Source organism: Colwellia sp. Bg11-12, assembly GCF_014076955.1.
Taxonomy (GTDB): domain Bacteria; phylum Pseudomonadota; class Gammaproteobacteria; order Enterobacterales; family Alteromonadaceae; genus Colwellia_A.
On sequence record NZ_JACGUZ010000071.1, the window covers coordinates 333,712 to 358,663 of the forward strand.

At 36.7% G+C, this 24,952-nt stretch carries 23 protein-coding genes; 10 read left to right on the forward strand and 13 right to left on the reverse strand.

All coding sequences use genetic code 11. The features are described 5' to 3' along the window. The first annotated feature begins 71 nt into the window (after positions 1-71). Positions 72-2,771, forward strand: a complete 2,700-nt coding sequence (secA, locus tag H4J39_RS10445) for a preprotein translocase subunit SecA (protein WP_182228022.1) — start codon at positions 72-74, stop codon at positions 2,769-2,771. Between the two features lie 163 nt (positions 2,772-2,934). Next, positions 2,935-3,327, forward strand: a complete 393-nt coding sequence (mutT, locus tag H4J39_RS10450) for an 8-oxo-dGTP diphosphatase MutT (protein WP_182228039.1) — start codon at positions 2,935-2,937, stop codon at positions 3,325-3,327. Positions 3,328-3,330: 3 nt separating this feature from the next. Here mutT and yacG read toward each other — a convergent pair whose 3' ends face one another. The 9 genes from yacG to H4J39_RS10495 all read right to left on the reverse strand — a co-directional run bounded on the left by yacG (position 3,331) and on the right by H4J39_RS10495 (position 11,345). Next, the gene (yacG, locus tag H4J39_RS10455) at positions 3,331-3,567 is read right to left on the reverse strand and encodes a DNA gyrase inhibitor YacG (protein WP_182177102.1); all 237 of its coding nucleotides are present in this window, start codon (positions 3,565-3,567) and stop codon (positions 3,331-3,333) included. A gap of 61 nt (positions 3,568-3,628) precedes the next feature. Further along, a complete protein-coding gene (gene zapD, locus H4J39_RS10460; protein WP_182228041.1) occupies positions 3,629-4,375 on the reverse strand; it encodes a cell division protein ZapD in 747 nt (248 codons plus the stop codon). A gap of 107 nt (positions 4,376-4,482) precedes the next feature. Next, positions 4,483-5,103, reverse strand: coding sequence for a dephospho-CoA kinase (gene coaE, locus H4J39_RS10465; RefSeq protein ID WP_182228043.1), 621 nt, complete (start codon positions 5,101-5,103; stop codon positions 4,483-4,485). A gap of 4 nt (positions 5,104-5,107) precedes the next feature. Beyond that, complete coding sequence (locus tag H4J39_RS10470; RefSeq protein WP_259368809.1) at positions 5,108-5,989, reverse strand: A24 family peptidase; 882 nt, start codon at positions 5,987-5,989, stop codon at positions 5,108-5,110. A gap of 68 nt (positions 5,990-6,057) precedes the next feature. Next, positions 6,058-7,308, reverse strand: coding sequence for a type II secretion system F family protein (locus tag H4J39_RS10475; RefSeq protein ID WP_182228045.1), 1,251 nt, complete (start codon positions 7,306-7,308; stop codon positions 6,058-6,060). A gap of 83 nt (positions 7,309-7,391) precedes the next feature. Further along, positions 7,392-9,095, reverse strand: coding sequence for a type IV-A pilus assembly ATPase PilB (pilB, locus tag H4J39_RS10480; protein WP_182228047.1), 1,704 nt, complete (start codon positions 9,093-9,095; stop codon positions 7,392-7,394). Between the two features lie 166 nt (positions 9,096-9,261). Continuing rightward, positions 9,262-9,699 (reverse strand): prepilin-type N-terminal cleavage/methylation domain-containing protein, encoded by a 438-nt coding sequence (locus H4J39_RS10485; RefSeq protein ID WP_182228049.1) that lies wholly within the window; start codon positions 9,697-9,699, stop codon positions 9,262-9,264. Positions 9,700-9,858: 159 nt separating this feature from the next. Next, positions 9,859-10,737: a carboxylating nicotinate-nucleotide diphosphorylase gene (nadC, locus tag H4J39_RS10490; protein WP_404842690.1), complete on the reverse strand. Its 879-nt coding sequence runs from the start codon at positions 10,735-10,737 to the stop codon at positions 9,859-9,861. A gap of 89 nt (positions 10,738-10,826) precedes the next feature. Continuing rightward, complete coding sequence (locus H4J39_RS10495; protein WP_182228053.1) at positions 10,827-11,345, reverse strand: TIGR02281 family clan AA aspartic protease; 519 nt, start codon at positions 11,343-11,345, stop codon at positions 10,827-10,829. 91 nt (positions 11,346-11,436) lie between these two features. Between H4J39_RS10495 and ampD the strand changes: the two genes are divergently transcribed. Further along, a complete protein-coding gene (gene ampD / locus H4J39_RS10500) occupies positions 11,437-11,982 on the forward strand; it encodes a 1,6-anhydro-N-acetylmuramyl-L-alanine amidase AmpD (protein WP_182228443.1) in 546 nt (181 codons plus the stop codon). Between the two features lie 59 nt (positions 11,983-12,041). Next, the gene (gene ampE / locus H4J39_RS10505) at positions 12,042-12,971 is read left to right on the forward strand and encodes a beta-lactamase regulator AmpE (protein WP_182228055.1); all 930 of its coding nucleotides are present in this window, start codon (positions 12,042-12,044) and stop codon (positions 12,969-12,971) included. 60 nt (positions 12,972-13,031) lie between these two features. Here ampE and H4J39_RS10510 read toward each other — a convergent pair whose 3' ends face one another. Further along, positions 13,032-14,966, reverse strand: coding sequence for a DNA topoisomerase III (locus H4J39_RS10510; RefSeq protein WP_182228057.1), 1,935 nt, complete (start codon positions 14,964-14,966; stop codon positions 13,032-13,034). Between the two features lie 315 nt (positions 14,967-15,281). Further along, complete coding sequence (locus tag H4J39_RS10515) at positions 15,282-16,010, reverse strand: cytochrome b/b6 domain-containing protein (RefSeq protein WP_182228059.1); 729 nt, start codon at positions 16,008-16,010, stop codon at positions 15,282-15,284. Between the two features lie 337 nt (positions 16,011-16,347). Here H4J39_RS10515 and H4J39_RS10520 point away from each other — a divergent pair, with 337 nt between their 5' ends. From H4J39_RS10520 to H4J39_RS10540, 5 genes are all read left to right on the forward strand, one after another. Then, a complete protein-coding gene (locus tag H4J39_RS10520; RefSeq protein ID WP_182228061.1) occupies positions 16,348-16,575 on the forward strand; it encodes a glutaredoxin family protein in 228 nt (75 codons plus the stop codon). A gap of 128 nt (positions 16,576-16,703) precedes the next feature. Next, on the forward strand, positions 16,704-18,596 hold the full coding sequence (locus tag H4J39_RS10525; RefSeq protein ID WP_182228063.1) for a tetratricopeptide repeat-containing diguanylate cyclase: 1,893 nt from the start codon (positions 16,704-16,706) through the stop codon (positions 18,594-18,596). Between the two features lie 16 nt (positions 18,597-18,612). Continuing rightward, positions 18,613-19,749, forward strand: coding sequence for a hypothetical protein (locus tag H4J39_RS10530; protein WP_182228065.1), 1,137 nt, complete (start codon positions 18,613-18,615; stop codon positions 19,747-19,749). A gap of 18 nt (positions 19,750-19,767) precedes the next feature. Next, positions 19,768-21,891, forward strand: a complete 2,124-nt coding sequence (gene ovoA / locus H4J39_RS10535) for a 5-histidylcysteine sulfoxide synthase (RefSeq protein ID WP_182228067.1) — start codon at positions 19,768-19,770, stop codon at positions 21,889-21,891. Between the two features lie 6 nt (positions 21,892-21,897). Further along, positions 21,898-23,085, forward strand: a complete 1,188-nt coding sequence (locus H4J39_RS10540; RefSeq protein WP_259368821.1) for an aminotransferase class I/II-fold pyridoxal phosphate-dependent enzyme — start codon at positions 21,898-21,900, stop codon at positions 23,083-23,085. A gap of 108 nt (positions 23,086-23,193) precedes the next feature. Here H4J39_RS10540 and H4J39_RS10545 read toward each other — a convergent pair whose 3' ends face one another. Further along, entirely contained in the window at positions 23,194-23,829 is a 636-nt protein-coding gene (locus H4J39_RS10545) for a hemolysin III family protein (RefSeq protein WP_182228071.1), read from the reverse strand. Positions 23,830-24,032: 203 nt separating this feature from the next. Beyond that, a complete protein-coding gene (locus H4J39_RS10550; RefSeq protein WP_182177085.1) occupies positions 24,033-24,251 on the reverse strand; it encodes an EF-hand domain-containing protein in 219 nt (72 codons plus the stop codon). Positions 24,252-24,456: 205 nt separating this feature from the next. On the opposite strand from H4J39_RS10550, the gene H4J39_RS10555 reads away from it, so the two are divergent. Then, positions 24,457-24,807, forward strand: coding sequence for a RidA family protein (locus H4J39_RS10555; protein WP_182228073.1), 351 nt, complete (start codon positions 24,457-24,459; stop codon positions 24,805-24,807). Positions 24,808-24,952 lie beyond the last annotated feature (145 nt).

Consider the following 24,952-nt stretch of genomic DNA (forward strand, 5'->3'; position numbering starts at 1 on the left):
TTATGTGATCATCAATGGTCGCCTTATTTTCAGTGGAAGAGTTTCTTCTAATAGCTATATGGTTTAACAAGATGTTTGTAAAGTTAATGACAAAAATGTTTGGTAGTCGTAATGATCGATTAATTAAACAAATGAATAAAGAAGTTTTAAAAATAAACGCCCTAGAGCCTGTACTTGAAGCTCTGTCTGACGAAGAACTAAAAGCAAAAACCGCAGAATTTAAAGAGCGTTTAGCCAACGAAGAATCACTTTCAAGTATCTTACCAGAAGCATTTGCTGTCGTACGTGAAGCCAGTAAACGTGTCTTTGGTATGCGTCACTTTGACGTACAAATGATCGGTGCAATGGTACTCAATGACGGTAAAATTGCTGAGATGCGAACGGGTGAAGGTAAAACGCTTACCGCGACACTTCCTTCTTACCTCAATGCATTAACCGGTAAGGGTGTTCACGTAATTACCGTGAACGACTACCTTGCAACACGAGATGCTGATTGGTGTCGACCATTATTTGAATTTTTAGATATGACGGTAGGCTGCAACATTGCTGGTTTATCATCTGCTGAAAAGCAAGCCGCGTACAATTCAGATGTGACTTATGGAACAAACAACGAATTTGGTTTTGACTACTTACGTGACAACATGGCATTTTCGCCTGAAGAGCGCACTCAAAAGCCATTAAACTTTGCTGTTATTGATGAAGTCGATTCAATCCTTATTGATGAAGCTAGAACACCATTGATTATTTCGGGACAAGCTGAAGATAGCTCTGAACTTTATCGTCAAATAAATGTAGTTGTACCAACGTTAGTGCTACAAAGTGAAGAAGATAAAGACAAAGATACAGGTCAATCAAAAGACTTTGTTGAAGGTGACTTCACGATTGATGAAAAATCTAAACAAATTTATCTAACTGAACACGGTCAAATAAGAATCGAAGAAATCATGAATGAGAAAGGTCTTATTCAAGATGGAGATTCTTTGTTTTCAGCGACCAATATAACATTATTGCATCATGTTATGGCGGCATTACGTGCTCATAAGCTTTTCCAAAAAGATGTTGACTATATTGTTAAAGATGACGAGATCGTCATTGTTGATGAACATACGGGCCGTACAATGGAAGGTCGTCGATGGTCTGAAGGTTTACATCAAGCCGTTGAAGCAAAAGAAGGGGTGAATATTCAAAACGAAAATCAAACCTTAGCTTCAATTACTTTCCAAAACTTTTTCCGTATCTACGAAAAATTATCAGGAATGACAGGTACAGCTGATACTGAAGCGTTTGAATTTAACCATATTTATGGTTTAGAGACCGTCGTTATTCCAACGAATCAACCGATGATCCGTAAAGATTTAGCCGATTTAATCTATTTAACCGGCGAAGAAAAATTTGAAGCGATTTTAGAAGATATTAAAGATTGTGTCGAACGCGGACAACCTGTGCTTGTTGGAACGATTAGTATTGAAACATCTGAGTTTTTATCTGATTTTTTAAAGAAAGCAAAAATTAAGCATAAAGTATTGAATGCTAAGTTTCACCAGCAAGAAGCTGAAATTGTTGCTGACGCAGGTAAAGTTGGCGCGGTAACGATAGCAACTAATATGGCTGGTCGTGGTACTGATATTGTATTAGGTGGGAATTTTGATGCGATTGTTGCTAAATTAAAAGATCAAAGTAAAGAAAGCATCGCTAAAGCGAAAGAAGAATGGATAGTACAGCACAATAAAGTATTAGAGCTAGGCGGTTTACACATAGTAGCAACTGAACGTCATGAATCTCGCCGTATCGATAATCAATTACGTGGTCGTTCAGGTCGTCAAGGTGATGCTGGTTCAACACGCTTTTATTTATCAATGGAAGATGCCTTGATGCGAATTTTCGCTTCAGAGCGTATTTCTAATATGATGCGTAAATTAGGAATGGAACATGGCGAAGCCATTGAACATCCATGGGTGACTCGCAGTATTGAAAATGCTCAACGTAAAGTAGAAGGTCGTAACTTCGATATTCGCAAACAGTTGCTTGAGTTTGATGACGTTTCTAATGATCAACGCCAAGTTATTTATGAACAGCGTAATGAATTAATGGACGAAGCTGATATTGCTGACGTGATCAAAAATATTCGTACGGACGTTATAACAGGTATTATAAACCAGCATATTCCGCAGCAATCTATGGAAGAAATGTGGGATATCTCGGGTCTAGAAGAGCGTTTTAAAGGTGAGTTATCATTAGAGTTCCCTATTGCAAAATGGCTTGAAGAAGACAGTAAGTTACACGAAGAAACCCTACGTGAAAAACTGCTCGCAGAAGTTGAAGCTAATTACACTGAGAAAGAAGAACAAGTTGGTGCTGATGTTATTCGCCAATTTGAAAAAGCAGTTATGCTTCAAAGCTTAGATTCACATTGGAAAGAACATTTAGCGGCGATGGACCATTTACGCCAAGGTATACATTTACGTGGCTATGCACAGAAAAACCCTAAACAAGAGTTTAAGCGTGAATCTTTTGAGTTGTTTGGTGAATTATTAGAAAGCCTAAAATACGATGTTATTAGCATTCTAAGTAAAGTTAAAATTCGTGCAGAATCTGATGTTGAAGCTGTTGAAGAGCAACACCGTAAAGCTGAAGACGTACCTAAAGAATATAAGCATGAATCAGTAAGTAATGTAGAAAGTAAGCCAGAAATGCCTCGTGTTGGGCGTAATGAGCCTTGCCCTTGTGGTTCAAAGAAAAAGTATAAGCAATGTCACGGTAAATTAACATAGTCGTTATTGTCTGTTGATATGATAAAACGCCAGTTATTAACTGGCGTTTTTTTTGGCCAAATATATTGCACATATCCATCTGTCACTGTATTTGTAAATTTGTATGTACCGATAGAACAAATGTGGGTATTAATCGTTTAATTGAAAAGGTTTAGGGAATAAAATGCAAAAAATTGTGCATGTTGCTGTAGGCGTTATTGTTAGAGAGCAGGAGTATTTTTTGACTAAGCGTCTTGATAGCGCACATCAAGGCGGAAAATGGGAGTTTCCAGGTGGTAAAGTAGAAAAAGATGAAACAGTCGCTCAAGCTTTGCATAGAGAATTACAGGAAGAGATTGCGATAGATATTCTTAGTTGCTATCCACTTATTGAAATCGACCATGACTATGGTGATAAAAAAGTACGATTAGATGTTTATGTTGTTGACAACTTTCAACAAGAGCCTGTTGCCCAAGAAGGGCAACAATCAGGGTGGTTTACTTTAGATGAATTAATAAAGCTAGATTTTCCTGCCGCTAATGCAGCAATTGTTGAAGCATTAAAAATTAAGCACTAGTCACTACTCAGGTTCAACAAAAAATTTATTACTTTGTAAAAACTCACCTTCAAGTGCATCAAGCATCTCTTCGGTTAATTGAACATCACCTTGCAATGGCTGTGAAATTTTATGTCCTTCATCGGCCCATTCACCAATATCAATTAGCTGGCAACGTTTACAACAAAAGGGACGAAATTGACTTTCTGGTTGCCAGATAACTTCTTTCTGGCAAGTTGGGCAAGATACTTTTAGAGGCATAATGATGGCTTGTAATAAAATACTGTAGTTAGGTGATTATACAAAATAAATAATAAAAATACTAACAGCGCGCCAATTCAAATGAAGTGGCTTTGTTTGAATACTTACGGCCTGTTTTATCACAAGGTGACATAAACCGAATTGAGTAGCGCAAACGGCTGCCACTAACGGTTGGGTAATAAAGTGATGTTTGGTCGACCTTAATACGAAGTAATAAAATACCTTCACCATTGTCTTGGTAAAAACCGCTCTCAGTATTAATTTGGGTGAAATTTGCTCGTTGACGAATAAATTTTAATATAATAGCTAAAGCGCTTCTGATTTGATCTAACAAAGCTAACCAACCTTGTACATCTTCAGCGAGTATTTCGCTGTCTTGATGTAACCAAAACTGCAACTGTGGTAAATCAAAGCTTGAGCTGCCACCTTGCATGGCAAAGCGTTGTTTTAGCGTCGCTAGGAACTTATCATGCTTAAGTTGAGCCCATTGCGGCGTATTAGGTTTTAGTTGGCAAATAAGCTCTACAGTCTGTTGTAGGTTCTCAGCTAGAACACTTGAGTCAATTTCTGGTGCTTGTGACCAAATAACTAGGTTTTGTTCTAACTTCTCCAGATCTTTTATGAGATCACCGCGCACATCATTTCGTTCTAATGTATCAATAATGGCAAATAACGCGTTAAAAAAAACCTGATGACTCACTGAAATCTTACGTTGCAAACAATCTTCTGCTTGAGTAAACAAATGCTCGAGTTTAAGGTAGTTACGTATCCGTTCGTTAAGCGGATGTTCATATAAAATTTTTGTCATTAATTTATTGTCATCACTAAAGTTTGGTGATTAATTTTCCATACTAACTACACCTAACAGAAATGGCGAATTTTTTTACTAAAAACATTGAAATTTGTACAAATTTACTAATTTGATGCCAAATTTCGGTATTTTAGGTCAAGCTTTATGACATCATTTTTTATAATACTTAAATCACTTTGGCTATTATTTATAATATCATCTGCATATGTTAAACGTTTTTCTCTTGATATTTGACTCGCCATAATACGTTTAATTTCATCAATTGAACTGGGGTCTCTTGAAGCAGCTCGTTTAACTTGCTCAGATTCTTTAATATCAATCACTAAAATACGTGCGACTAAACTTTGTAAATTATTCTCTATAAGTAGCGGAGCAACAAGTAAGCAATACGGAGATTGGCTTTGCTGTATTTCTTCTAGCATTGTTTGTCTTATTAACGGGTGTAATAAATTGTTGAGCCAATGTTTGTCTTGTTCATTACTGAATATTTGGCTACGCAGTAAAGATCGATTAAGTGTGCCGTCGGGCTGAATAAACTGCAAACCAAAATGTTGTGATATTTTAGCAAGCGCAATGCTGCCAGGCTCAACAACTGTTCGTGCTGCAATGTCGGCATCAACAATATCGACACCTAAATCCCTAAAAAAATTGGCGATAGTGGTTTTACCGCTACCTATACCACCAGTTAAACCAATAACGATTTTTTGAGTACTATTAATGCTCATACAATTATAGAACTTGTTGAAGGTACCATGACCATATGTTGTTTCCCCATAAAAGAGTGATCCACCCAGCAATCGCAAGATAGGGACCAAATGGAATTGCTTGTTCTTTTTGATGATTTTTAAAAAGCATTAAACTGATACCGATAATGGCCCCTACTACTGAAGCCATTAAAATAAGCAAGGGAAGTAATTGCCAACCAATCCAAGCGCCAAAGAGTGCAAATAACTTGAAGTCCCCAAACCCCATACCTTCTTTGCCTGTTGCTAATTTAAATAACCAAAAAATAATGAACAAGCTGCTATAACCTGCAATTGCGCCTATAACAGCATCTTCAATAGGCACAAGTCCATTTGATAAGTTGGCTATTAATCCGAGCCATAATAAAGGTAAAACAATTTGGTCGGGTAGTAACATGTGATCAAAGTCGATCATCGTTAAGGCAACCAATCCCCAAGTGAGTATTAGGGCATAGCAGGTAATAAGAGTGACACCAAAATGTTGAGCGATAACTAAGCTTAATAAGGCGGTGGATATTTCAATCAATGGATAACGTGCTGAAATTGGATTTTTACACTGACTACATTTTCCTCTTAAAAATAACCAGCTGATCACTGGAATATTTTCGTAAACACGAATACTGTGTTGGCAATGTGGGCAGGTAGAATTTGGCGTTGACAAGGTGATAGTAGTTGCTTCTTTTGAGGGCGAATCTTTAAGCTCGTCGGCAAGGAATTCTCGACACTCATAGTACCAATCTTGTTCGAGCATCTTTGGAAAACGATAAATAACTACATTTAAGAAGCTGCCTATCATTAACGATAAAACAAAAACTAAGCCATAAAAAAACAATGAGTTACTTTCTAATAGTTGAATGAATTCAGACAAGATAAATCCTTTTATTGTTATTGTTAAATAGTATTTTGAACATTATTAGGAACCGTCAGTACGACAAACTAAACTATTTTGCCGATCTCAAAAATAGGCAAATACATAGCGATAATTAATCCGCCAATAACAACGCCGAGAACGGCCATTATCATCGGTTCTAATAAACTGGTTAGAGAGTCTACTGCATCATCGACTTGCTGTTCATAAATAGTTGCTACTTTTGCAAGCATATCATCGACGGCGCCTGACTCTTCGCCAATGGCGACCATTTGTATGACCATGTCAGGAAAAATATTACAGTTACGCATTGCTAAGTTCATTTGCATACCTGACGATACTTCGGCACGAATTTCTAAAATCGCATCACGAAATACCGCATTACCCGAAGCACCTGCTGCAGACTCTAAAGCGTCAGGTAAAGGAACACCCGCTGCGAATGTGGTGGAAAGTGTTCTCGCGTAGCGGGCAACCGCCGCTTTTTCGAGTAGGGAACCAATAACAGGAATTTTCAGTATTTTTCTATCAATACTGTCTCTGAAACTTTGACTATTAAGGTGGGCTTTTTTAAAAAAGTAAACTCCTATAAATATTCCCGCTAAACCTAAATACCAATATGCTTGCATAAATTCAGATATAGCGATGACTAACATCGTGAAAGCGGGTAGCTCAGCCCCAAAACTGGCAAAAATATCTTGAAATACAGGCACAACAAAAATTAATAATATCGAGGTTACAATGAATGCTATTACTAATACAGAGATAGGATAAGTCATTGCTTTTTTTATTTTAGATTTTAACGCTTCAGCTTTTTCTTTATAGGTAGCAATTCGATCATAAATGGTCTCAAGTGCGCCTGATTGCTCGCCAGAATTAACTAAATCACAATATAAGTCATCAAAATATTTAGGATGGTCACGTAAACATTCTGATAAAGGAATACCTGATTGTAGTTTATTACTGATGTCTCCTAACAACCGTTGCATATTACCATTGCTATGACCTTTACCAATCATTTCAACCGTTTGAACTAAAGGAACACCAGCGCCAAGCATTGTTGCTATTTGCCGGGTAACAATAGCAATGTCAGCGGGTAATATTTTCTTGTCATTAGCATTACCAAAAATTGATTTGGCCTTTTTCTTTACTTTACCTGGGGTGATACCTTGTTTGCGTAGCTGAGATTTTAATTCAAGCATGCTTGCCGCGGGAAGCTCACCATTGACCTTTTTACCTTTGCGGTTCACACCTTGCCATATAAAAATATCAAGAGCTTTAGCTTGTGGTAATTTTCGTTTCTTAGCCCCTGAATTTGCCATTTTATTGGTTACCTGTAAAAGTTAAATTGTTTATAATTTTAATACTAGTCAACATCTATAAAAATAATAGTTGGCTGGCTTAACTAGGCTGTAGTCACACGGTTTATTTCAGCCAAGCTCGTTACACCTTGATGTGCTTTTTCTAAGCCAGATTGGCGTAAGTTATTGTAACCTTCTTTCTGACACTGCTGAGCGATATCCATAGAATTACCGCCTTCCATAATAATAGAAGACATTTTCTCACTGATTTTTATCACTTCATAAACACCAACACGACCTTTGTAGCCCCCCGTACATTGATCGCAACCTACGGGTTTAAATAATTTTATTTCGTTAAGTTGTGCAGGGGTAAAACCTTGTTTTTCTAGTTCAGGTCTAGGTATAACATCTTCAACTTTACAACGATTACATAAACGTCTAGCTAAACGCTGGGCAATAATAATACTGACCGAACTGGCAACGTTATATGAAGGAACACCCATATTTAATAATCGAGTCAGGGTTTCTGATGCTGAATTTGTGTGTAACGTGGACAACACTAAGTGTCCGGTTTGTGCGGCTTTAATGGCAATTTCAGCGGTTTCAAGATCACGAATTTCCCCTACCATTACAATATCGGGATCTTGACGAAGAAAAGAGCGGAGTGCATTAGGGAAAGTTAAACCGGCACGCACATTAATTTGTACTTGATTGACTCCATCTAAATTTATTTCTACGGGATCTTCTGCTGTTGATATATTACGCTCTTCGGTATTAAGAATATTTAACCCGGTGTAAAGAGAAACTGTTTTACCTGAACCTGTGGGTCCAGTGACTAATATCATACCTTGTGGTTGCTCTAAAGCGTCCATGTAAATTTGCTTTTGTGCAGGCTCATAGCCCAGCATTTCAATACCTAACATCGCACTTGAAGAGTCAAGTATACGCATTACAACTTTTTCACCCCACATTGTCGGTAAGGTTGAGACACGAAAATCAATTGATTTTTTCTTGGACAAGGCTAATTTTATCCGTCCATCTTGGGGGACTCGCCTTTCAGCGATATCGAGTTTTGACATTACTTTTAAACGTGCAGCCATACGAGAGGCAAGTGATACTGGCGGCTTTGCCATCTCAGTTAAAATACCATCAACACGAAAGCGTATACGGTAAGATTTTTCGTAAGGTTCAAAGTGTAAATCTGAAGCCCCTTTGCGAATAGCATCGAGTAATATCTTATTGATATAGACGACAATGGGTGCATCTTCTTTATCGCCTGTAGCGACATCATCTTCTTTACGTTCTTCTTGAACGTCAATACCTGCAAGTTCCGCAGCATCAATATCGGTAATATCTAAGGCATCACTTTCTTCTTCAAGGATTTTATCAATAAAGACTTGTAAGTTTTGATCATTCGTTAACACTAATTCGGTAGGAAACCCGGTGTTAAATTGAATATCTTCTAAAGCATCTAGATTGGTTGGATCCGACATCGCGACAAATAAAACTTTGCCGCGTAAAAATAAGGGGAGAGCATTATGTTTACGGATCAATTTTTCGTTGCGAATACCATCGGGGATCATCGCCGTATCAAAAGCATTAAGGTCTATGATTGGATAACCAAAACTGCGAGCCAGTATGGTGGCAATGTTATCAGCGTTTAAATTTTTGTCTTCAATGAGAAATCGTATAAAAGGTTTTGATTGCTGAAGGAATTCAGCACCAATACTATCGACCATGTTTTTGTCGACAATATCATGCTTTGAAAGCGCAGTTAAAACACTTGATTGTTTATGATGACCTTTCATGGCAACCTTTTAGCGGTAGGGTAATATTATCTATTTACTCATAATGTATATTATAAGTATAGCTTAATTCATTTTGAGTTTCGTAAAAAGGAAGAGTTGAAAAGACAAGGTATAAAAAAAGCCCCTACTATTAGGAGTAGGAGCTTTCCAGTATGCAATTAGCTAATTACTTACACCAGCCAGCAGCTTCACAAGTACCCGTTTGATCCCAAACAAGCTTGCCTGATGCGGCTGCAACAGGAGTAATAATATATGTTAGGCCATCTACATCAGCAGTACCTGTAGCGCTTATAACGCCATCAGCCGTTGTTAGACCTGCTACATAACCTTCAGCTGCAACGATATCCGCAGGGATACCAAATGCACCAGCTGTACAGCCAATTAAGGTACCTTCAGTCTGAAAACAAATTTCAATAGCTGTTTTAGCTGCGCCTGACGCAGAAACTACCTCAGAGAATTTAGCTTTCTTTGTGTAATCTTGATAAGCAGGCAGTGCAACTGCGGCTAAAATACCGATGATTGCAACAACGATCATTAATTCAATAAGGGTAAAACCCTTGGCTTTATTTAAAGATTTATTTTTTAAAGATTTTACATTTTTCATAATAGGTATTTCCATACATAATTACGGGGGCTGAATTCATCTTGCGACAAAAATTAGGAAATGTAAAATTTTGTGACACTTTTTTTGGCTTTTTTTGGCTTTTAGTTAAAAAGCAGTTAATAAATAACAACTTTTTAACTATTTTTCGGTAATTAACTGCTAAACAAAGCGCATAGAAAGGTCAATGGCGTTGATATTTTTAGTTAAGGCGCCCACAGAAATAAAATCAACGCCTGCTTTTGCGTAACTTTTCAGCGTTTCTATGGTCATGTTGCCAGAAACTTCTAACTTTGTTTTACCTTGTGAAATTTCAGCGGTTGCTATAACGGCTTGTTCAATCATCTCATGACTAAAGTTATCAAGCATAATAATATCGCTGCCTGCAATTAGCGCTTGGTTGAGTTCGTCTATACTTTCAACTTCGACTTCAACGGTTAAGTTTGGATGATTTTTTCGAGCGGTTTGAATCGACTTTTCAATACCACCACACGCAGCAATATGATTCTCTTTAATTAAGAAAGCATCAAATAAACCAATACGGTGATTAACACCGCCACCACATTTTACAGCATATTTTTGCGCGCTACGTAAACCTGGGATGGTTTTACGGGTATCAAGCAATTTCGTGTTCGTGTCTGACAACTCTTTTACATAAGTACTGGTTAATGTTGCCGTACCAGAAAGTGACTGTAAAAAATTTAAAGCACTACGTTCGCCAGTAAGCAGAATGCGTGCGTTACCCGACAATTCAAATAAAGTGGTATTGGCCTTAACACTCTCGCCATCGTTAACAAACCAAGTGATATGAGTTTGAGTACCGTAAATAGCATCGAGCTGTGCAAAAACTTCATTTACCCAAGCAACACCACAAACGATACAATCTTCGCGGGTAATGATATTAGCAACCGCGATATTTTGAGCCGGAATGAGTTCAGCCGTAATATCTTGGCTATTTTTTAATGCATTAGCGTTATCAACGCCCAAGTCTTCACATAATGCCCACGTTACTGTTTTTTTAATATCATGTTGTAGTTGCACACTAAGCATTGAATTTTATTCTCTTGTTTGTAAGTAATTAAGTCAGTTTTCAGTTGGTCGCTAATAGCGAGTAGATCTTCGTTGGTAAGTTATCGTTCACGTAAAATAAGTTGCTTACCTACTTGACTGAATTCTACCCTTTTTAGTGCGCTCATGCCCAATAGAATTTGATTTGATTGCATACTGGGGTTGATGTGGGCGGCAACATCATACAAATAGATATTACCAATACTCAGTTGTTGTAATTTTGTTTGATAAACAGTGGTCGTGCCATTTGCTGTGTTAACGCGTGACGAACCATAACCCTTTAACTGTAATTCTTCGGCAATGTGCGCTGGAATTGACACTTGAGTTGCTCCTGTATCAAGTAAAAAAACTACCGGCAACTCATTGATTTCACCATGTACTACATAATGCCCTTGGCGGTCTTGCTGCAGTGTTACTTCGGCTTTACCTTGACTATTTAAATTCATTTGAGGGTCTTTATTCGGATCCCATTGCTTATCAAGTACATCTTGAAAAAAAAACACCAATAATGCTAAGGCAAAGAACCAAGCTAGCCAAATAAATATTTTTCCCATTTTGTTTGTCGGATCAAATTCAGTCATACTCTACATACAGATCTTGAAAATCAAATAGTAACGCCATTGTATGACGAAAGACTTTAAAAATAAATTAGCAATAAAGCATAAATGCAATATGCCCATCAGTTTGGGTTGGCTTGTTAATGAAGAGCAGCAAAAATCGCCACATTTTAGCATGCGAGAGAAAACCGACACAGTAAACTTGTTGGTTGTGCACAATATATCACTACCGCCAAAACAATTTGGTGGTGGATATATTACTGACTTTTTTTTAGGCAAGTTAGATGTAAAAGCTCATCCGTATTTTGATGAAATTGCTCAATTAAAAGTATCAGCCCATTGTCTAATCACCAGAGAGGGGCAAATTATTCAATATGTTTCGTTCGACGATAAAGCGTGGCATGCTGGTGTATCTTCATATCAAGGACGAGATAGATGTAATGATTTTTCTATTGGTATTGAATTAGAAGGAGCGGATGATATTCCTTACACAACCGCGCAATATCACTCGTTGGCACAATTAACCCAAACGCTCCAACAAAATTACCCAAGTATTAAAAATAATATAGCAGGGCACAGTGACATTGCTCCTGGAAGAAAAACAGATCCGGGCAATGCTTTTAATTGGCAACATTTTCATGATTGTTTAAAGTCTAGTTAATTCAATAGCAAAGGGTATATACTCACTTAAAAAGTGTATTAAAAAATTAGGAAAATCTTATGAGTCTTATTAGCTTACTTATTGCATTAGCCGCTGAACGTTACTTGTCGACAACATCATGGCAGTTTAAAACTTATTTTCATGCTTATGTTGGTTTATTTAAACGCTCTAAACTAATGCATTTAGCTAAGCAGTCAATTGTGTCTCAATTGATTTTTATTGCCATACCTGTAATTGCTTGCGATTTATTACTCGAACTTGTTGATGATGGCTTACTCTATTTGGTCTTTTCAACTCTCATCTTAATTATTTGTTTTGGTTGTGTTAAAACTCGACAGTGCTATAAAGATTACTTATTGTCAGCTTTTCGAGGTGAACCGACAACCTGTGAATTGCACCATAGCCAACTACAACAAGACACTAGCAGCGCGCCAATGAGTTTTGGTCAACTATTAGTGTGGTTAAACTACCGATACTTTATTGCTATTATGATTTTCTTTGTTGTTTTTGGACCAGCAGGCGCACTATTTTATCGTTTATTGGTTACCATGAATGAATCGCCTGAAATATTCGAAAACGTGGCAAAAGAAGAGAGTGTAGATACTGAAAATGATGAAGCTGATATTAATGTAAATGCCGAAAGTAAAGCTGAAGCTACGCCAATAGATAATATTGAAAAAAATAAAACGCCACTATTAAAAGATATATTATTTTGGGTTGACTGGTTACCGGTTCGCCTTGTGGCTTTTGGTTACATGCTAGTAGGGCACTTTTCGAAAGCAATGCCAGTATGGTTAGAAAACTTTTTTGATATCAACAAACAACCTAATCAAATATTGATCAGTGTGGCACAAAAATCTGAAGACTTTATGGTCGACCCTGATGATTGTACCGCAGAGCCTTGTTTATTGGTGAGATTAGCAAAGCGTACGCTATTATTATGTTTGGCCGTGATCTCGGTATTAATACTAACGGGCATTCTTAATTAGCCACCTTCTTTATATTTTCACAGGAGCGTTGCGGTGAAGGTATAAAGATAATAAAGGAAATTATCCTGCTTTTTTAAAGCGGGGTTTCCTTTTAGCTTTTCGCTTAAAAGGTATCTTTGGCAGTTGATCAAAAGATTGCTGTCCGGCTTCAGCCACCATACTCTTTAATGTTGCCGTTAATGGCGTAATAAAATTTTGATAGTTACTTTTTCGTTCACTAATATCTGTAAGGGTTGCTTCCCATTGTGCCGTCATGTCTGGTGTTGTAGCCATTTTAGGTAAAGCGTTTATTAGTGAGGTGCCAATATCTGTAGCCGTTATATTCTTTCCTATACGCTGTAAAAACCCACGTTTAAAGAGTAAATCAATAATACCCGCTCGAGTCGCTTCTGTACCTAAGCCATCAGTACCTTTGAGAATTTTTTTAATTTCTGTATTTTGAACAAAACGAGCAATACCTGTCATCGCACTGAGTAGTGTTGCATCGTTGTAGGCTTTTGGTGCCTGTGTCACCTTCTCAGCAATTAAACCTTGTTCACAATGTAGAGTTTCACCCTGAGTTAATTTTGGTAAAATTTGTTCTGACAATGCGTCTTGTTCGCTATTAGACGACAGGTTGTTTTGTGTTTTTCTTGATTGGAACATAACTTTCCAACCCAGTTGTTGTGGGACCTTTGCATTAACTGTGAATTTCCCTTGCGCTATATCAAGCTCTACTTGCGTTTGCTGGTAGCAATAAGGAGGATAAAACTGTGCAAGATATTGGCGAACAATTAACTGATAAATATTTATTTCAAAAGAATTAAGCGCAATATTATTGGTTGATTTTTCTGTTGGAATAATGGCGTGGTGAGCACTTACTTTGCTGTTATTCCAAGTCTTACTTTTAATGCTACAGTCAGCGCCTTTAGCAAATTCGGCGTATTTATTGTTTGAGTCAGCTAATATTTTAATAATAGAACTCGCTTGCTGATGATGTTCGACGGGTAAGTATCTAGAGTCGGATCTCGGATAAGTGATCAGTTTATGTTTTTCATACAAGGCCTGACAAACATCAAGTACTAGTTTTGCGTTCATAGAAAACTGTTTGGCGGCATCAATTTGTAATGAAGATAAATTATAAGGGAGTGCGGCAAATTGTTTTTTGTCTTGTTCGGTGACTAAGGCAACCTTGGCGGGTTTTGCTGCGATACGGCCAACCACGTTTTCTGCAAGTGCTTTGTTAATAATTTTTTTATTGTCATCCATGTAAGGTGCACAAGCATCACTGGGCTGCCATTTAGCGATAAATTTCTCACCGGCTGGTGTAATAATATCTGCATAAACATCGAAATAATCATGAGGAATAAAGTGTGCTATTTGGCGATCTTTTTCTACGACTAAACCTAACAGTGGTGTTTGTACTCGACCCACTGAAAGTACACCATTAAAACCTGCTTTTTGTCCTTGTAAGGTATAAGCCCGAGTCAGATTTATACCGTATAACCAATCAGCCCGAGAACGAGCTAGTGCTGAAATAGATAAAGGCATGAAATCTTGGTTACTTTTTAATGCGTTGAGTGACCTTTTTACGGCAGGTAAATTTAAATCGCTGATCAATAAACGTTTAACTTGTTGCTTTTTAGTTTTAGAGACCTTTAAAAAATCAATAACTTCATCAACCAGTAATTGACCTTCTCTGTCGGGATCGCCAGCATGAATAATTTCGCTTGCACTCTTAACCAGTTTACGCAGTACGGTAAGCTGTGAACGTGTTTGTGCTTTTGGCGTTAACTGCCATTGCTCAGGAATAATAGGCAAGTGATCCATTCGCCATTTCTTAAAGTCATCGTTATAAACTTCGGGATCTGCTTGCTCAAGGATATGGCCAATACACCAGCTCACCACATCACCATTGCCAAGTTCAATATAGCCCTTTTGACTTTTGTGAGGTTTGGGTAGCGCTGCGGCAATTGCGCGTCCTAAGCTTGGTTTTTCGGCGATATATAGTTTCAATAGAATTTCCATGGGTCAACACTATCCATTAAAATAAGCTTAGCACAATAACTGATGTTTTATACAGTGTTTGTTTTGTTCTTTAACCGTGCATTATATTTTATAGAGATACTGTCCTTAAAATTTGAGGAGTATGCAAATGATGCAGAGACAATTAAATAGCAATTGAAGTAGTGAAAATAGTGCTCGTTTGATGGCATTCGTCGGTGGTATGGCAGCTCATTTTTATGAGTGAAATTAACATCATTAATATGTTATGCCTATTGCACCTAATGGCTAAATTTGAGCTTCGCTATTTAGCGAAGCTCAAGGAGATCATTTATCTTTTGGTAAATACTTATAACCATGGATCATTGCAGAAACAATAGAATGTTTCTCACGTCGCTCAGCAAAAAATACCGCTAAAATATGTAGTGGGATCAAGAGCAATAAAATGTAAAAACTATAAACGTGTGCCGTTATAAATGGTTTTCTAAAGCTACGCATTTCTTTGTACGCATCAGCATCAATATTTTCTTTACTGTAAGGTTTAATTATTGCCACCTGGCTTTTATCTTGAGCAATACTGCTAGCAAAATATTGGCCAAACGGCGGGTAATAAATATCGGTACCAGCAATGACTAAACCAGAAACCATTTGCACCGTCAGGCTTATCATGAATGCGGCAACCATCATTTTTCCAAGTGGACTATGACCTTTAAAGACTTTATTTTTATCTTGTTTAAAATCAGCAAGCTCTTTCTTAAATGCTTTACTAAAAGGGAGTGTTTGTCCCCAACGTTCAAAGCCTTTACCCACAAAGCCTAAGATAATTCTAAAAATTAAATTTGTTGCAAAAACATAACCAATCCAAACATGAATTGTTTTAAGCAGTACTTTACCGTCAGTTGAAACACCTAAATCTTTACTAAAATAAATAATACTGCCAAAAACAATAAGCAGTAATACAGACAAGACATTTAACCAATGGAATAAGCGAATGTTTCTACTCCAAACAAAGGTTTTTATTAAAGGTGAACTCGTATTTACTTGGTTTGCTTCCATGTCTATTGCTCTTTCTATTTGTTAACGTTTAACCTGTACTTTTATCATAACTTAAAGGTTTATAACTCGCTAATGCTAAGTGTCTACTACCTCTATTACAGTCGATTTTAATGGTGGTAACGTAACTAAAGTGTCTATAATTGCTTACGCTCTTAAAAGGGAAATAGGGTAAGGCGAACAATTAACACTACCTTTGCATTAATTGTGAATGTTTTTCTTAAGGTCAATTGATGTAAACTAGCAAGTTCAGTAGTCAAAAACGTATTGAGAGTATGCTTTCAAAAAGCGTGTTATTGATAATAACCCTTTGCATCAATAATAAAGGAAATCGAGCCTCGTGAAAAAAATTGTTTTATATAGTATGAGCAACTGCCCGCATTGTGATACGGCGAAAACGTACTTTGAAAAAAACAACATTCCATATCGTTTATGTAATGTAAAAACGGCGGCAGGACAAAAAGAGTTTCGCCGAGCAAACTTTAGATCTGTGCCGGTAATAAAGGTTGGCGAGCAATACCTGCAAGGTTTTAAATTGAGCGCCTTTAACAAACTCTACAATGATTAACCTTGAGCGTTATGGGTTACTATATTAATAGTCTTACAAATAAATGCTTTAACTCGTTTTAAAAAAATGGCTATGCTACAGTTAAATTCTGGAATAAATATAGAAATATCATTGATCACGGATGTGTCATGAAGTTTGATTGTTGTCGATTTCTTTCGTTTGTCTTTATTATGTTTGCTTGTCTATGTGGGCAATCGCTGGCAAATAACAATATGCTATCAGTAGCCCAAGCTGATGTGCCATTTAGTCAGCTAGACATGGATGATGAAATACGCCAACGGCCTTTGCAAACATATCAAAAATTATTAACCTTAGAGAATGTTTTTTCTGATATGCCTAAGTTACACCAACTTTGGTGGTTATTACGTAAAGCGCAAGCAGAAAATTTACTTTACTTCTATGAAGATTTTAATAAAACAGTTGCCCAAGCTGTTGCACTTATTGATGTTAAAACACCACTCAAAATTCAAAGTAGTCTTTATATTTACCAAGGTCTTATTTATCGCCGAGATGCACAGTATGCTGATTCTGTACTTATTCTTCGTAAAGCGATGGCTATAGCTAAGAAAAGCAACTTAACCTATTTATTTATTATTGCTAAGCAAGAGCTTGCCTATACAAAAAGTATCACTGAACTTTATGAGTTGTCGTTAAATGAAATGCAGGAGGCTTATTTGGAAGCCTATGCATTAAAAGAATATTTTCTGATTGCCGTTATCAATGAAACTTACGGTGCTATTTATGGTTATTTAGATGATTACGAAAAGTCGATTGAATACTATCAAAAAGCGCTAAACACTTATGAACGTTTGAATTATCCCGCGCATGTCTCAGAAGCTATTTATGGCATTGCTGCAACTTATCGTTACTGGCAAAAATACGATCAAGCGATTCACTATTTTGAGCTTTATCAAAAAAAAATCGCTTATACTCCTAACACCGAAATTTCTTTTTTCTCTGCCTATGGTTTAGGGATGACACTCGCTGAAAAAGGTGATTGTTTACAAGCGATCACGGTTATTAATCGCGCATTAACACTCAATGGATTAATTGACTATAACGCTGAGTTATACAAGCAACAAGTTCACTGCTTTATTCAATTAGGTGAATTGGAACAAGCTCAAGCATCGTTGACTAAAGCTGAAAATATATTTATGTCGTTACCTGAATTGGTAGGAACTAAATGGCAACTTGAAGTAATAAAGCTTGGCTCAGAGCTTGCTCACGCAAGAAATAATGACAGTGAAGCGTTTCAATTATCTCGTCAGTATTATCAACAATATAACAAATTATTGGTGAAAAATTCTAGCACACGCTTAACCAGTGCCCGAGCGGCAATGGAAAACGAGCGAAAGTATATTGAAAATGCACTGACTCAACAACGAGAAAAAGTTTCCATGTTAGAAAGTGAGTCATTTAATCAACAAAAACGACAGAACGTATATTTATTGATATTTATTCTATGTGGCGGTGTGATTGTGATTACTGTGATAGCCATTCAGTATAAAAACAATAAAAAAATGTACGCGATATCCATTAAAGACCCTTTATCAAATTTATATAATCGTCGCTATATTTTCGAATATTTATCAAATTACTGTAAAGATATTTTAGTTGAAAAAACAAAATTATCGGTTATTTTGTTTGATATTGATGACTTTAAAAGTGTGAATGATACTTTTGGTCACCCTGTTGGCGATTCAGTTATTAAAAAATTAGCTGATCTTTGCCATGATGTGTTTCGTACTGAAGATATCATTGGCCGTATTGGGGGGGAAGAGTTCTTATGTATTTTACCTCGTACTGATGAAAAGCAATGTAAAGTAATTGCTGAACGACTTTTGAAAAAAATTAGCCAGCAAGTTTTTCCAGAAAATCCAGGGTTGCATATTACGGTGAGTATCGGTATTGCTTCCTTGTCTCAAATTAGCCCTACGAGCGAAGCATTATATCTACATGCCGATGCTGCCCTTTATCAGGCAAAGCATAACGGTAAAAACAATGTGGTTATATATCAATAGAAAGCCATTACCTCTTATGAATAATACAACACCGTTAACTGTTCAAGCCATTCTCTTATTACAAAGCTATATAAAACAGCTTGGTTTTACCCCTGTAATTCATTTTGAATTAGAAGGTTGTTATCAACTCGATAGTAAAATAAAAAAGTTCTCATTGGACTACCAAAAAATTAATCGTCAGCTAGTTCATGCAGGAATTGATGGCGAATTAGTGCCGGAGTATTGGAATAGTCAGTGGGAGTATGTTTCTTTATTTAACGGCCAGTCACCTTTAAAAGAAGCAGAGAATTTAAGCCGAGCAATAAAGTTTTTACCACGATTATTTGCTGAACAAGGTATCAGTAAAACATTAATTAAACCGGTTGTCTGGTCTGGTGATAAAGGTAAATTAGCCAGTGGTAGCGGCGATATATTCACCACTGAAACACGGGCTGTTCATATTCCTAATGCAGTACAAATGAATATTAGTGCCATTGATAGCACAGGTAAGAACATTATAGTTGAACGCGGGTTTGGTGAATATTTGCAGCAATGTTTTCTTGATACGAGTTTAAACTGTTGTTTAATATATTTACCTGAAGAAGAAGCGTTTGAGCGTTTAGCATTAAAAAGTAAATATGGCTTAGCAGCTGAGTTATGTTCACCTATCGATATTTCAGGTGGGCACCAGGGCAGTATCGCTTTGTACAAAGAAGTAGGAAAGCATAATCAGGCGATGGGTGAAGAACCCTTACTTTATGATCATAACAATAAAGTCTTAGTTAAACAGCAGAACTGGCAAAAAACCGCCCGTATCGAACATAGAATTGGCGCTTCAAGTATGCAATATAATGCTTATTTTAATATTATTTATTCTTTATTGAACTTAATTGATGCACTTGAAGTATATAACAGTGATAACTGCCGAAGATTGCTCCGTAAAGAAGTTCATCAGCAAAATTTACCTTCATCATTGTATGATAATACTTTGACAAAATGCGTAGGTGCAATATCCTTATTTGATAACGACCACTGGTTTAGTGAACGTTTAAATAAGTTATTTACTTGTTCATATGGTGAACAGATATCAGGGCAGTTATTATTAGGTGATAAAATAAAGCAAATGATTTTAGCGCCGTATCAACAAAAACTTATTCTCACTCATACATCATAATTAATTTAAAAATAAAATATGACTCTTATTAATAATCAAAATATTACCCCACAGCTTAATGGTTTATCTACAGATGATAAACGCGCCGAGCTAAAAAGTTACTTCCATAATACTTGGACGACTTACGAGTCGTTGTTTGCTTTAATCAACAAAGATGAAGCCTATTATTTACGGCCTGAGACTTTACGCCATCCACTTATTTTTTATTTTGGCCATACGGCTACCTTCTTTATTAATAAATTACTTTTGGGTAAGTACATTAATAAGCGTGTTAATACCAAGTTAGAAGCTGTTTGCGCTGTTGGTGTTGATGAAATGAGCTGGGATGATCTCAACAGTGAGCATTACGACTGGCCTAATGTTGATGAAGTAAGAGAATACCGTCAACAAGTTTTCACTGTGGTTAATAACCTTATTGATACCATGGAAATTAGCTTACCTATCAAACAAGACTCGTTAGCTTGGGTGATATTGATGGGCTGTGAGCATGAACGCATCCATCTTGAGACTTCATCAGTTATTATGCGCATGTTACCGCTAGATTGCTTAACACAACCATCTGAAGTTGCGGGACAATGGACAAGTTGTGCTCATTTTTCAACGGCTCCAGCGAACGAATTATTACCTGTTACAGAACAATCTATTGTATTAGGGAAAAAGTTGACCGATGAAACTTACGGCTGGGACAACGAATATGGTGAGTTATCTGTTGAGGTTAGTGCCTTTTCAGCTTCTAAATATTTAGTCTCTAATCAAGAGTTTTTAGCTTTTATCGATGCAGGTGGTTACAAAAAGCCACATTATTGGAGCGAAGAAGGGCAAAAGTGGCTAAGTTTCACTAAAGCTGAAATGCCACGTTTTTGGCGAAAAAATAACGATGAATACGTGCAGCGCAACTTACTTAATGAAATGCCTTTACCTTTGAATTGGCCTGCAGAAGTGAACTACTTAGAAGCGAAAGCTTTCTGTCATTGGAAAAGTGAACAAACTCAAAAAAATATTGCTATGCCTACTGAAGCACAGTGGCATTGTCTAATCAATAATGCCAGCGATAATGAAGAACAAGTATTAGGTAATATAAACTTAGCCCGTTACGCTTCTTCATGCCCGATTGATGAATTTTCAACGGGGGATTTTTATGATGTTATTGGCAATGTATGGCAATGGAATGAGTCAGCAATAGATGGTTATGAGGGGTTTAAAGTTCATCCACTTTATGATGATTTTTCTACGCCAACCTTTGATGGTAAACATAACTTAATTAAAGGCGGTTCATGGATTTCTACCGGCAATGAAACCATTCCGTCGTCTCGTTATGCTTTTCGTCGTCACTTTACTCAGCATGCTGGTTTTCGTTATGTTGAAAATATCGATGGCAAAATACCATTAACGCCGGTTAATCGATATGAAACTGATCGTGAAGTTTGTCAGCAACTCGAAAGTCATTATGGTGATCAACATTTAAGTGTTGAAAACTATTCACAACAAGTTAGCCAATTATTGCTTAGTAAAGTAAAAGCTCTGGGCATTAATACCGACAAGTTATTGAACTTAGGTTGTAGTGTTGGACGAACTGCTTTTGAGTTGTCAGCGCATTTTCAGCATATTGATGCGGTAGATTTTTCTGCGCGTTATATTCAATTTGGTGTGCAACTTCAACAACAGAAAACACTCCGTTACACCAACGTTATTTCTGGTGACATACAGAGTTTTCATGAGGTGTCTCTTAAGGTGTTAGCGCTAAACAACAACGCTGACCAAATTGTTTTTAGTCAGGGTGATGCGAGCAATTTAAAACCTATTTTTAAAGGTTATGATGCGATTTTAGTAGAGCATGCGCTAGAAAAAAGTTATCAACCTAAACAGTTGTTAGCCACACTGTCTAAGCGACTTAATAAACAAGGTTTACTTTTTGTATTAACCGACCATCAATACTCAGCGAAACACACTGAAAAAGAAAATTGGTTGGGTGGGCTTAAAGTCAATGGTGAAAATGTTATTGGCTTTGATGGTTTACAGGAAAAATTAGCGGAAGAGTTTATTTTTTTAGATGCACAGCCCTTAACGAGAGTGATTAAGAAAAACGAATGTACTTATACCGTGACAACCACCGAAATGTCGGTTTGGCAGCGGAAAGTATAGCCAGTGATGAAAAATATTTTACCGGCACATATCGCCTTTGGTCAACAGCTTGCAGAAAATCAAAAGGTCACTATTAAGCACAATTTGAGTAACTCTTGCGGACAGTCGTTGTCCGCAGCGCAATTGTGCCTTTTAGGTGAAACTAGCCTCGAAGCGTTGTTGGGTGATCAGGTGTTATCTTATGCGTCGATAAGTGGAAGTCACCGTTTACGATCACTTATTGCCGCTTTTCATCAAGATTATAATCATCATCAAGCGCAACTCACGGCTGACAATGTTTTAACCTTTTGTGGCGCCCAAGAAGCGTTGTCTGCTATTTACCAAACAGTGCTTCTTGAAGATGAAATAACAAACAGTACTAGTGTTGAGCAACAATCAGCCATTGAAATTGTGGTGATCACACCGTGTTATCCCTCTTTAGTAACAATGGCAGAGCAGATGGGAATAACCGTAAAGTGCCTAACGGTTGATTTTCAACAAAGCTGGCAGATTAATCAGCAAGAACTTTTAGCCTTAGTAAACGAAAACACCCGATTAATTGTCCTCAATTCGCCCCATAATCCAAGCGGTAGCATAATAGAGACTAAATTCGCTGAGCAAATTTTAGCGATAGCAAAACAATTTAATTGCTACCTTTTAGCGGACGATGTATCCCAAGCGAGTAACTATAATAATGTTGATCTATCCCATCGTTATTTAGATTACGATCGCGCTATTGTTGTGTCGGTGTTATCAAAGAGCTTTGGCTTGGCGGGTCTTCGTATCGGCTGGGCAATGTCTAAAAGTAAGTCTTTTTTGAAAAAACTCTTAGCAGTAAAAGCACAAGGGTCGATCTGCACCTCTATTGTTGATGAAAAATTAGCAGAAATTGCTCTGGAAAATCACCAAAAAATAATCACAAAAAATAATACCATCATCAAAAAAAATATTATCTTATTTCAGCTATTTATCGAAAAAAACAAGGCATATTTTAGTTGGCATCCTCCCCAAGCAGGTTTACTCACATTAGTTAAATGTCATACCGAAATACCGATACTTAACTGGGCTGAAAAACTTGCCGAGCAAACGGGAATATTCGTTTATCCAGCCTGTTTATTTGGGCTACCAGGGGCATATTTTCGTTTAGGACTTGGCGGGGAAAACTTTCCTGTAATATTACAGTCATTACAACGTTTTGTTGATAAACAGGTATAGTCAATTTTAACGTTGGCATTACGTAAAAATTCATTCATGGCATATGCTTTATCGATTATCTACCTTGATAATCGATAATTTTGGGCGATGAGTAACTCGTCTTTGTGCTTATAGGTATAAGTAGATCATAAAAAAATGACAAATAGCGCCCCCTAGTACGAACAGGTGCCAAATAGCATGATTGAAATGTATCCGTTTTTGCACATAGAAAATAACGCCCAGACAATAAATAGCTCCACCTAATGCCAGTAGTGTTAAGCCTTCGCTTGATAGTTTTTCATTTAACTGTTCAATAATTGTTATTGATATGAGTCCCATACCTAAATAGGTGATCAAAGATGTTTTTTTATAACGGTGGCCAAACTTTAGTTTAAAGAACACACCCAGTATGGCTAAAGTCCAGATAACCATTAACATAATCATCCCTAGTTGATCATTCAATGAAATTAACATTAATGGGGTATAAGTGCCGGCTATTAATAAGTAGATAGCACAATGGTCAAGTAATTTAAAAAGCTGCTTTTTATGAATATCTTGAAAAGAATGATAAAAAGTGGAGGCGGTAAACAATAAAACCAAACTGGCACCATATACAGAGAAACTGATTATTCTCACTAAACTATTGTCGGCTATAGCGGCGGTTAATAACATATAGCAGGCAATAATAGACAATATGGCACCTAGTGCGTGAGTCAATGTATTAGCGATTTCTTCATTCTTGCTGTAACTTACTTGGCTTGTCATTTATTATCCTGTTATGTTTCTTTTTTTTCAGTGCACACGTGTACACTGAAATGATAACAGAAAAAATAGTTGAAACAAGAGGTCAGACCAAGGAGTTTTTGATATAAAAAAAGAGCTTGGGTAAGCTCTTGATTAGACGAAAAATAATTATTTTATTTTTCAGGATAAATTTTTAGTACATCATAAGTTTATAATGATAGGAATTACAACGCTAATTCAATAACCATCGCTTTGAGTTCTTCTTTAGAAATAGAGTTGTTATGATTGACATCAAATTTGTTAAAAATGCTCTCACACATACGAAGGCCTTTATCTTGTAAAAGGCACTCAATCAGTTCAACAAATTCACTACGACTAATCGCGCCATCTTTGTCTTCATCGAAAACTTCAAATAATTCGTCAACCCACTGATTAATGTTCATCAGTATTCCTTTTTAATAAGTATTGCATCTATTAAAGACTTTATCTTTAATTAGCCTGTTTGTGAATGTTTAATTGCAAGATCCAACGAATAATAGTTATTTTGATATTCATCGGTCAAAGTTTATTCATGGTACCTGTATCGAAGCTACATTCTGTTGTAGCTAGAGTATATACTTTAACAAAATCAATAATTACTGAATAAAAATGACTATTATCAGACAAGAAACAAAAACAAGAATGAGCCGTATCGTTAAGCATAACGGTGTTATCTATTTATGCGGGCAAGTTTGTAAAGATGCGAGCCTTGGTATTGAAGAACAAACATATTCAATGTTAGAAAAAGTTGATGAACTACTTGATCAAGCAGGTAGTGATAAAAAGCATATTTTATCGGCAACAATTTACATAAAAGATATGAGTGACTTTTCAAAAATGAATAACATTTGGGATAACTGGATCCCCGAGGGCTTTGCTCCGGCAAGAGCTTGTGTTGAAGCTGCTATGGCACGAAATGCGTTACTCATTGAAATATCGGTAATCGCTGCAGAGATATAATCAGTATTTAAACGTTCAGTGAACTTAACATATTTTATACATCTGTATGAAATACGTTAAGTTTGACGATATATACATCAATTTCAAAAGTGATTTTTACTCAAAAGCGGCTGGTATTTTATTTTTTCTTTATCTTTTATCATTT

Excerpts from the sequence above, each read along its gene's own strand:
- secA (WP_182228022.1), top strand. The coding sequence starts at position 72 with ATGTTTGTAAAGTTAATGACAAAAATGTTTGGTAGTCGTAATGATCGA.
- mutT (WP_182228039.1), top strand. The coding sequence starts at position 2,935 with ATGCAAAAAATTGTGCATGTTGCTGTAGGCGTTATTGTTAGAGAGCAG.
- yacG (WP_182177102.1), bottom strand. The coding sequence starts at position 3,567 with ATGCCTCTAAAAGTATCTTGCCCAACTTGCCAGAAAGAAGTTATCTGG.
- zapD (WP_182228041.1), bottom strand. The coding sequence starts at position 4,375 with ATGACAAAAATTTTATATGAACATCCGCTTAACGAACGGATACGTAAC.
- coaE (WP_182228043.1), bottom strand. The coding sequence starts at position 5,103 with ATGAGCATTAATAGTACTCAAAAAATCGTTATTGGTTTAACTGGTGGT.
- H4J39_RS10475 (WP_182228045.1), bottom strand. The coding sequence starts at position 7,308 with ATGGCAAATTCAGGGGCTAAGAAACGAAAATTACCACAAGCTAAAGCT.
- pilB (WP_182228047.1), bottom strand. The coding sequence starts at position 9,095 with ATGAAAGGTCATCATAAACAATCAAGTGTTTTAACTGCGCTTTCAAAG.
- H4J39_RS10485 (WP_182228049.1), bottom strand. The coding sequence starts at position 9,699 with ATGAAAAATGTAAAATCTTTAAAAAATAAATCTTTAAATAAAGCCAAG.
- H4J39_RS10495 (WP_182228053.1), bottom strand. The coding sequence starts at position 11,345 with ATGACTGAATTTGATCCGACAAACAAAATGGGAAAAATATTTATTTGG.
- ampD (WP_182228443.1), top strand. The coding sequence starts at position 11,437 with ATGCCCATCAGTTTGGGTTGGCTTGTTAATGAAGAGCAGCAAAAATCG.
- ampE (WP_182228055.1), top strand. The coding sequence starts at position 12,042 with ATGAGTCTTATTAGCTTACTTATTGCATTAGCCGCTGAACGTTACTTG.
- H4J39_RS10515 (WP_182228059.1), bottom strand. The coding sequence starts at position 16,010 with ATGGAAGCAAACCAAGTAAATACGAGTTCACCTTTAATAAAAACCTTT.
- H4J39_RS10525 (WP_182228063.1), top strand. The coding sequence starts at position 16,704 with ATGAAGTTTGATTGTTGTCGATTTCTTTCGTTTGTCTTTATTATGTTT.
- H4J39_RS10530 (WP_182228065.1), top strand. The coding sequence starts at position 18,613 with ATGAATAATACAACACCGTTAACTGTTCAAGCCATTCTCTTATTACAA.
- ovoA (WP_182228067.1), top strand. The coding sequence starts at position 19,768 with ATGACTCTTATTAATAATCAAAATATTACCCCACAGCTTAATGGTTTA.
- H4J39_RS10540 (WP_259368821.1), top strand. The coding sequence starts at position 21,898 with ATGAAAAATATTTTACCGGCACATATCGCCTTTGGTCAACAGCTTGCA.
- H4J39_RS10545 (WP_182228071.1), bottom strand. The coding sequence starts at position 23,829 with ATGACAAGCCAAGTAAGTTACAGCAAGAATGAAGAAATCGCTAATACA.
- H4J39_RS10550 (WP_182177085.1), bottom strand. The coding sequence starts at position 24,251 with ATGAACATTAATCAGTGGGTTGACGAATTATTTGAAGTTTTCGATGAA.
- H4J39_RS10555 (WP_182228073.1), top strand. The coding sequence starts at position 24,457 with ATGACTATTATCAGACAAGAAACAAAAACAAGAATGAGCCGTATCGTT.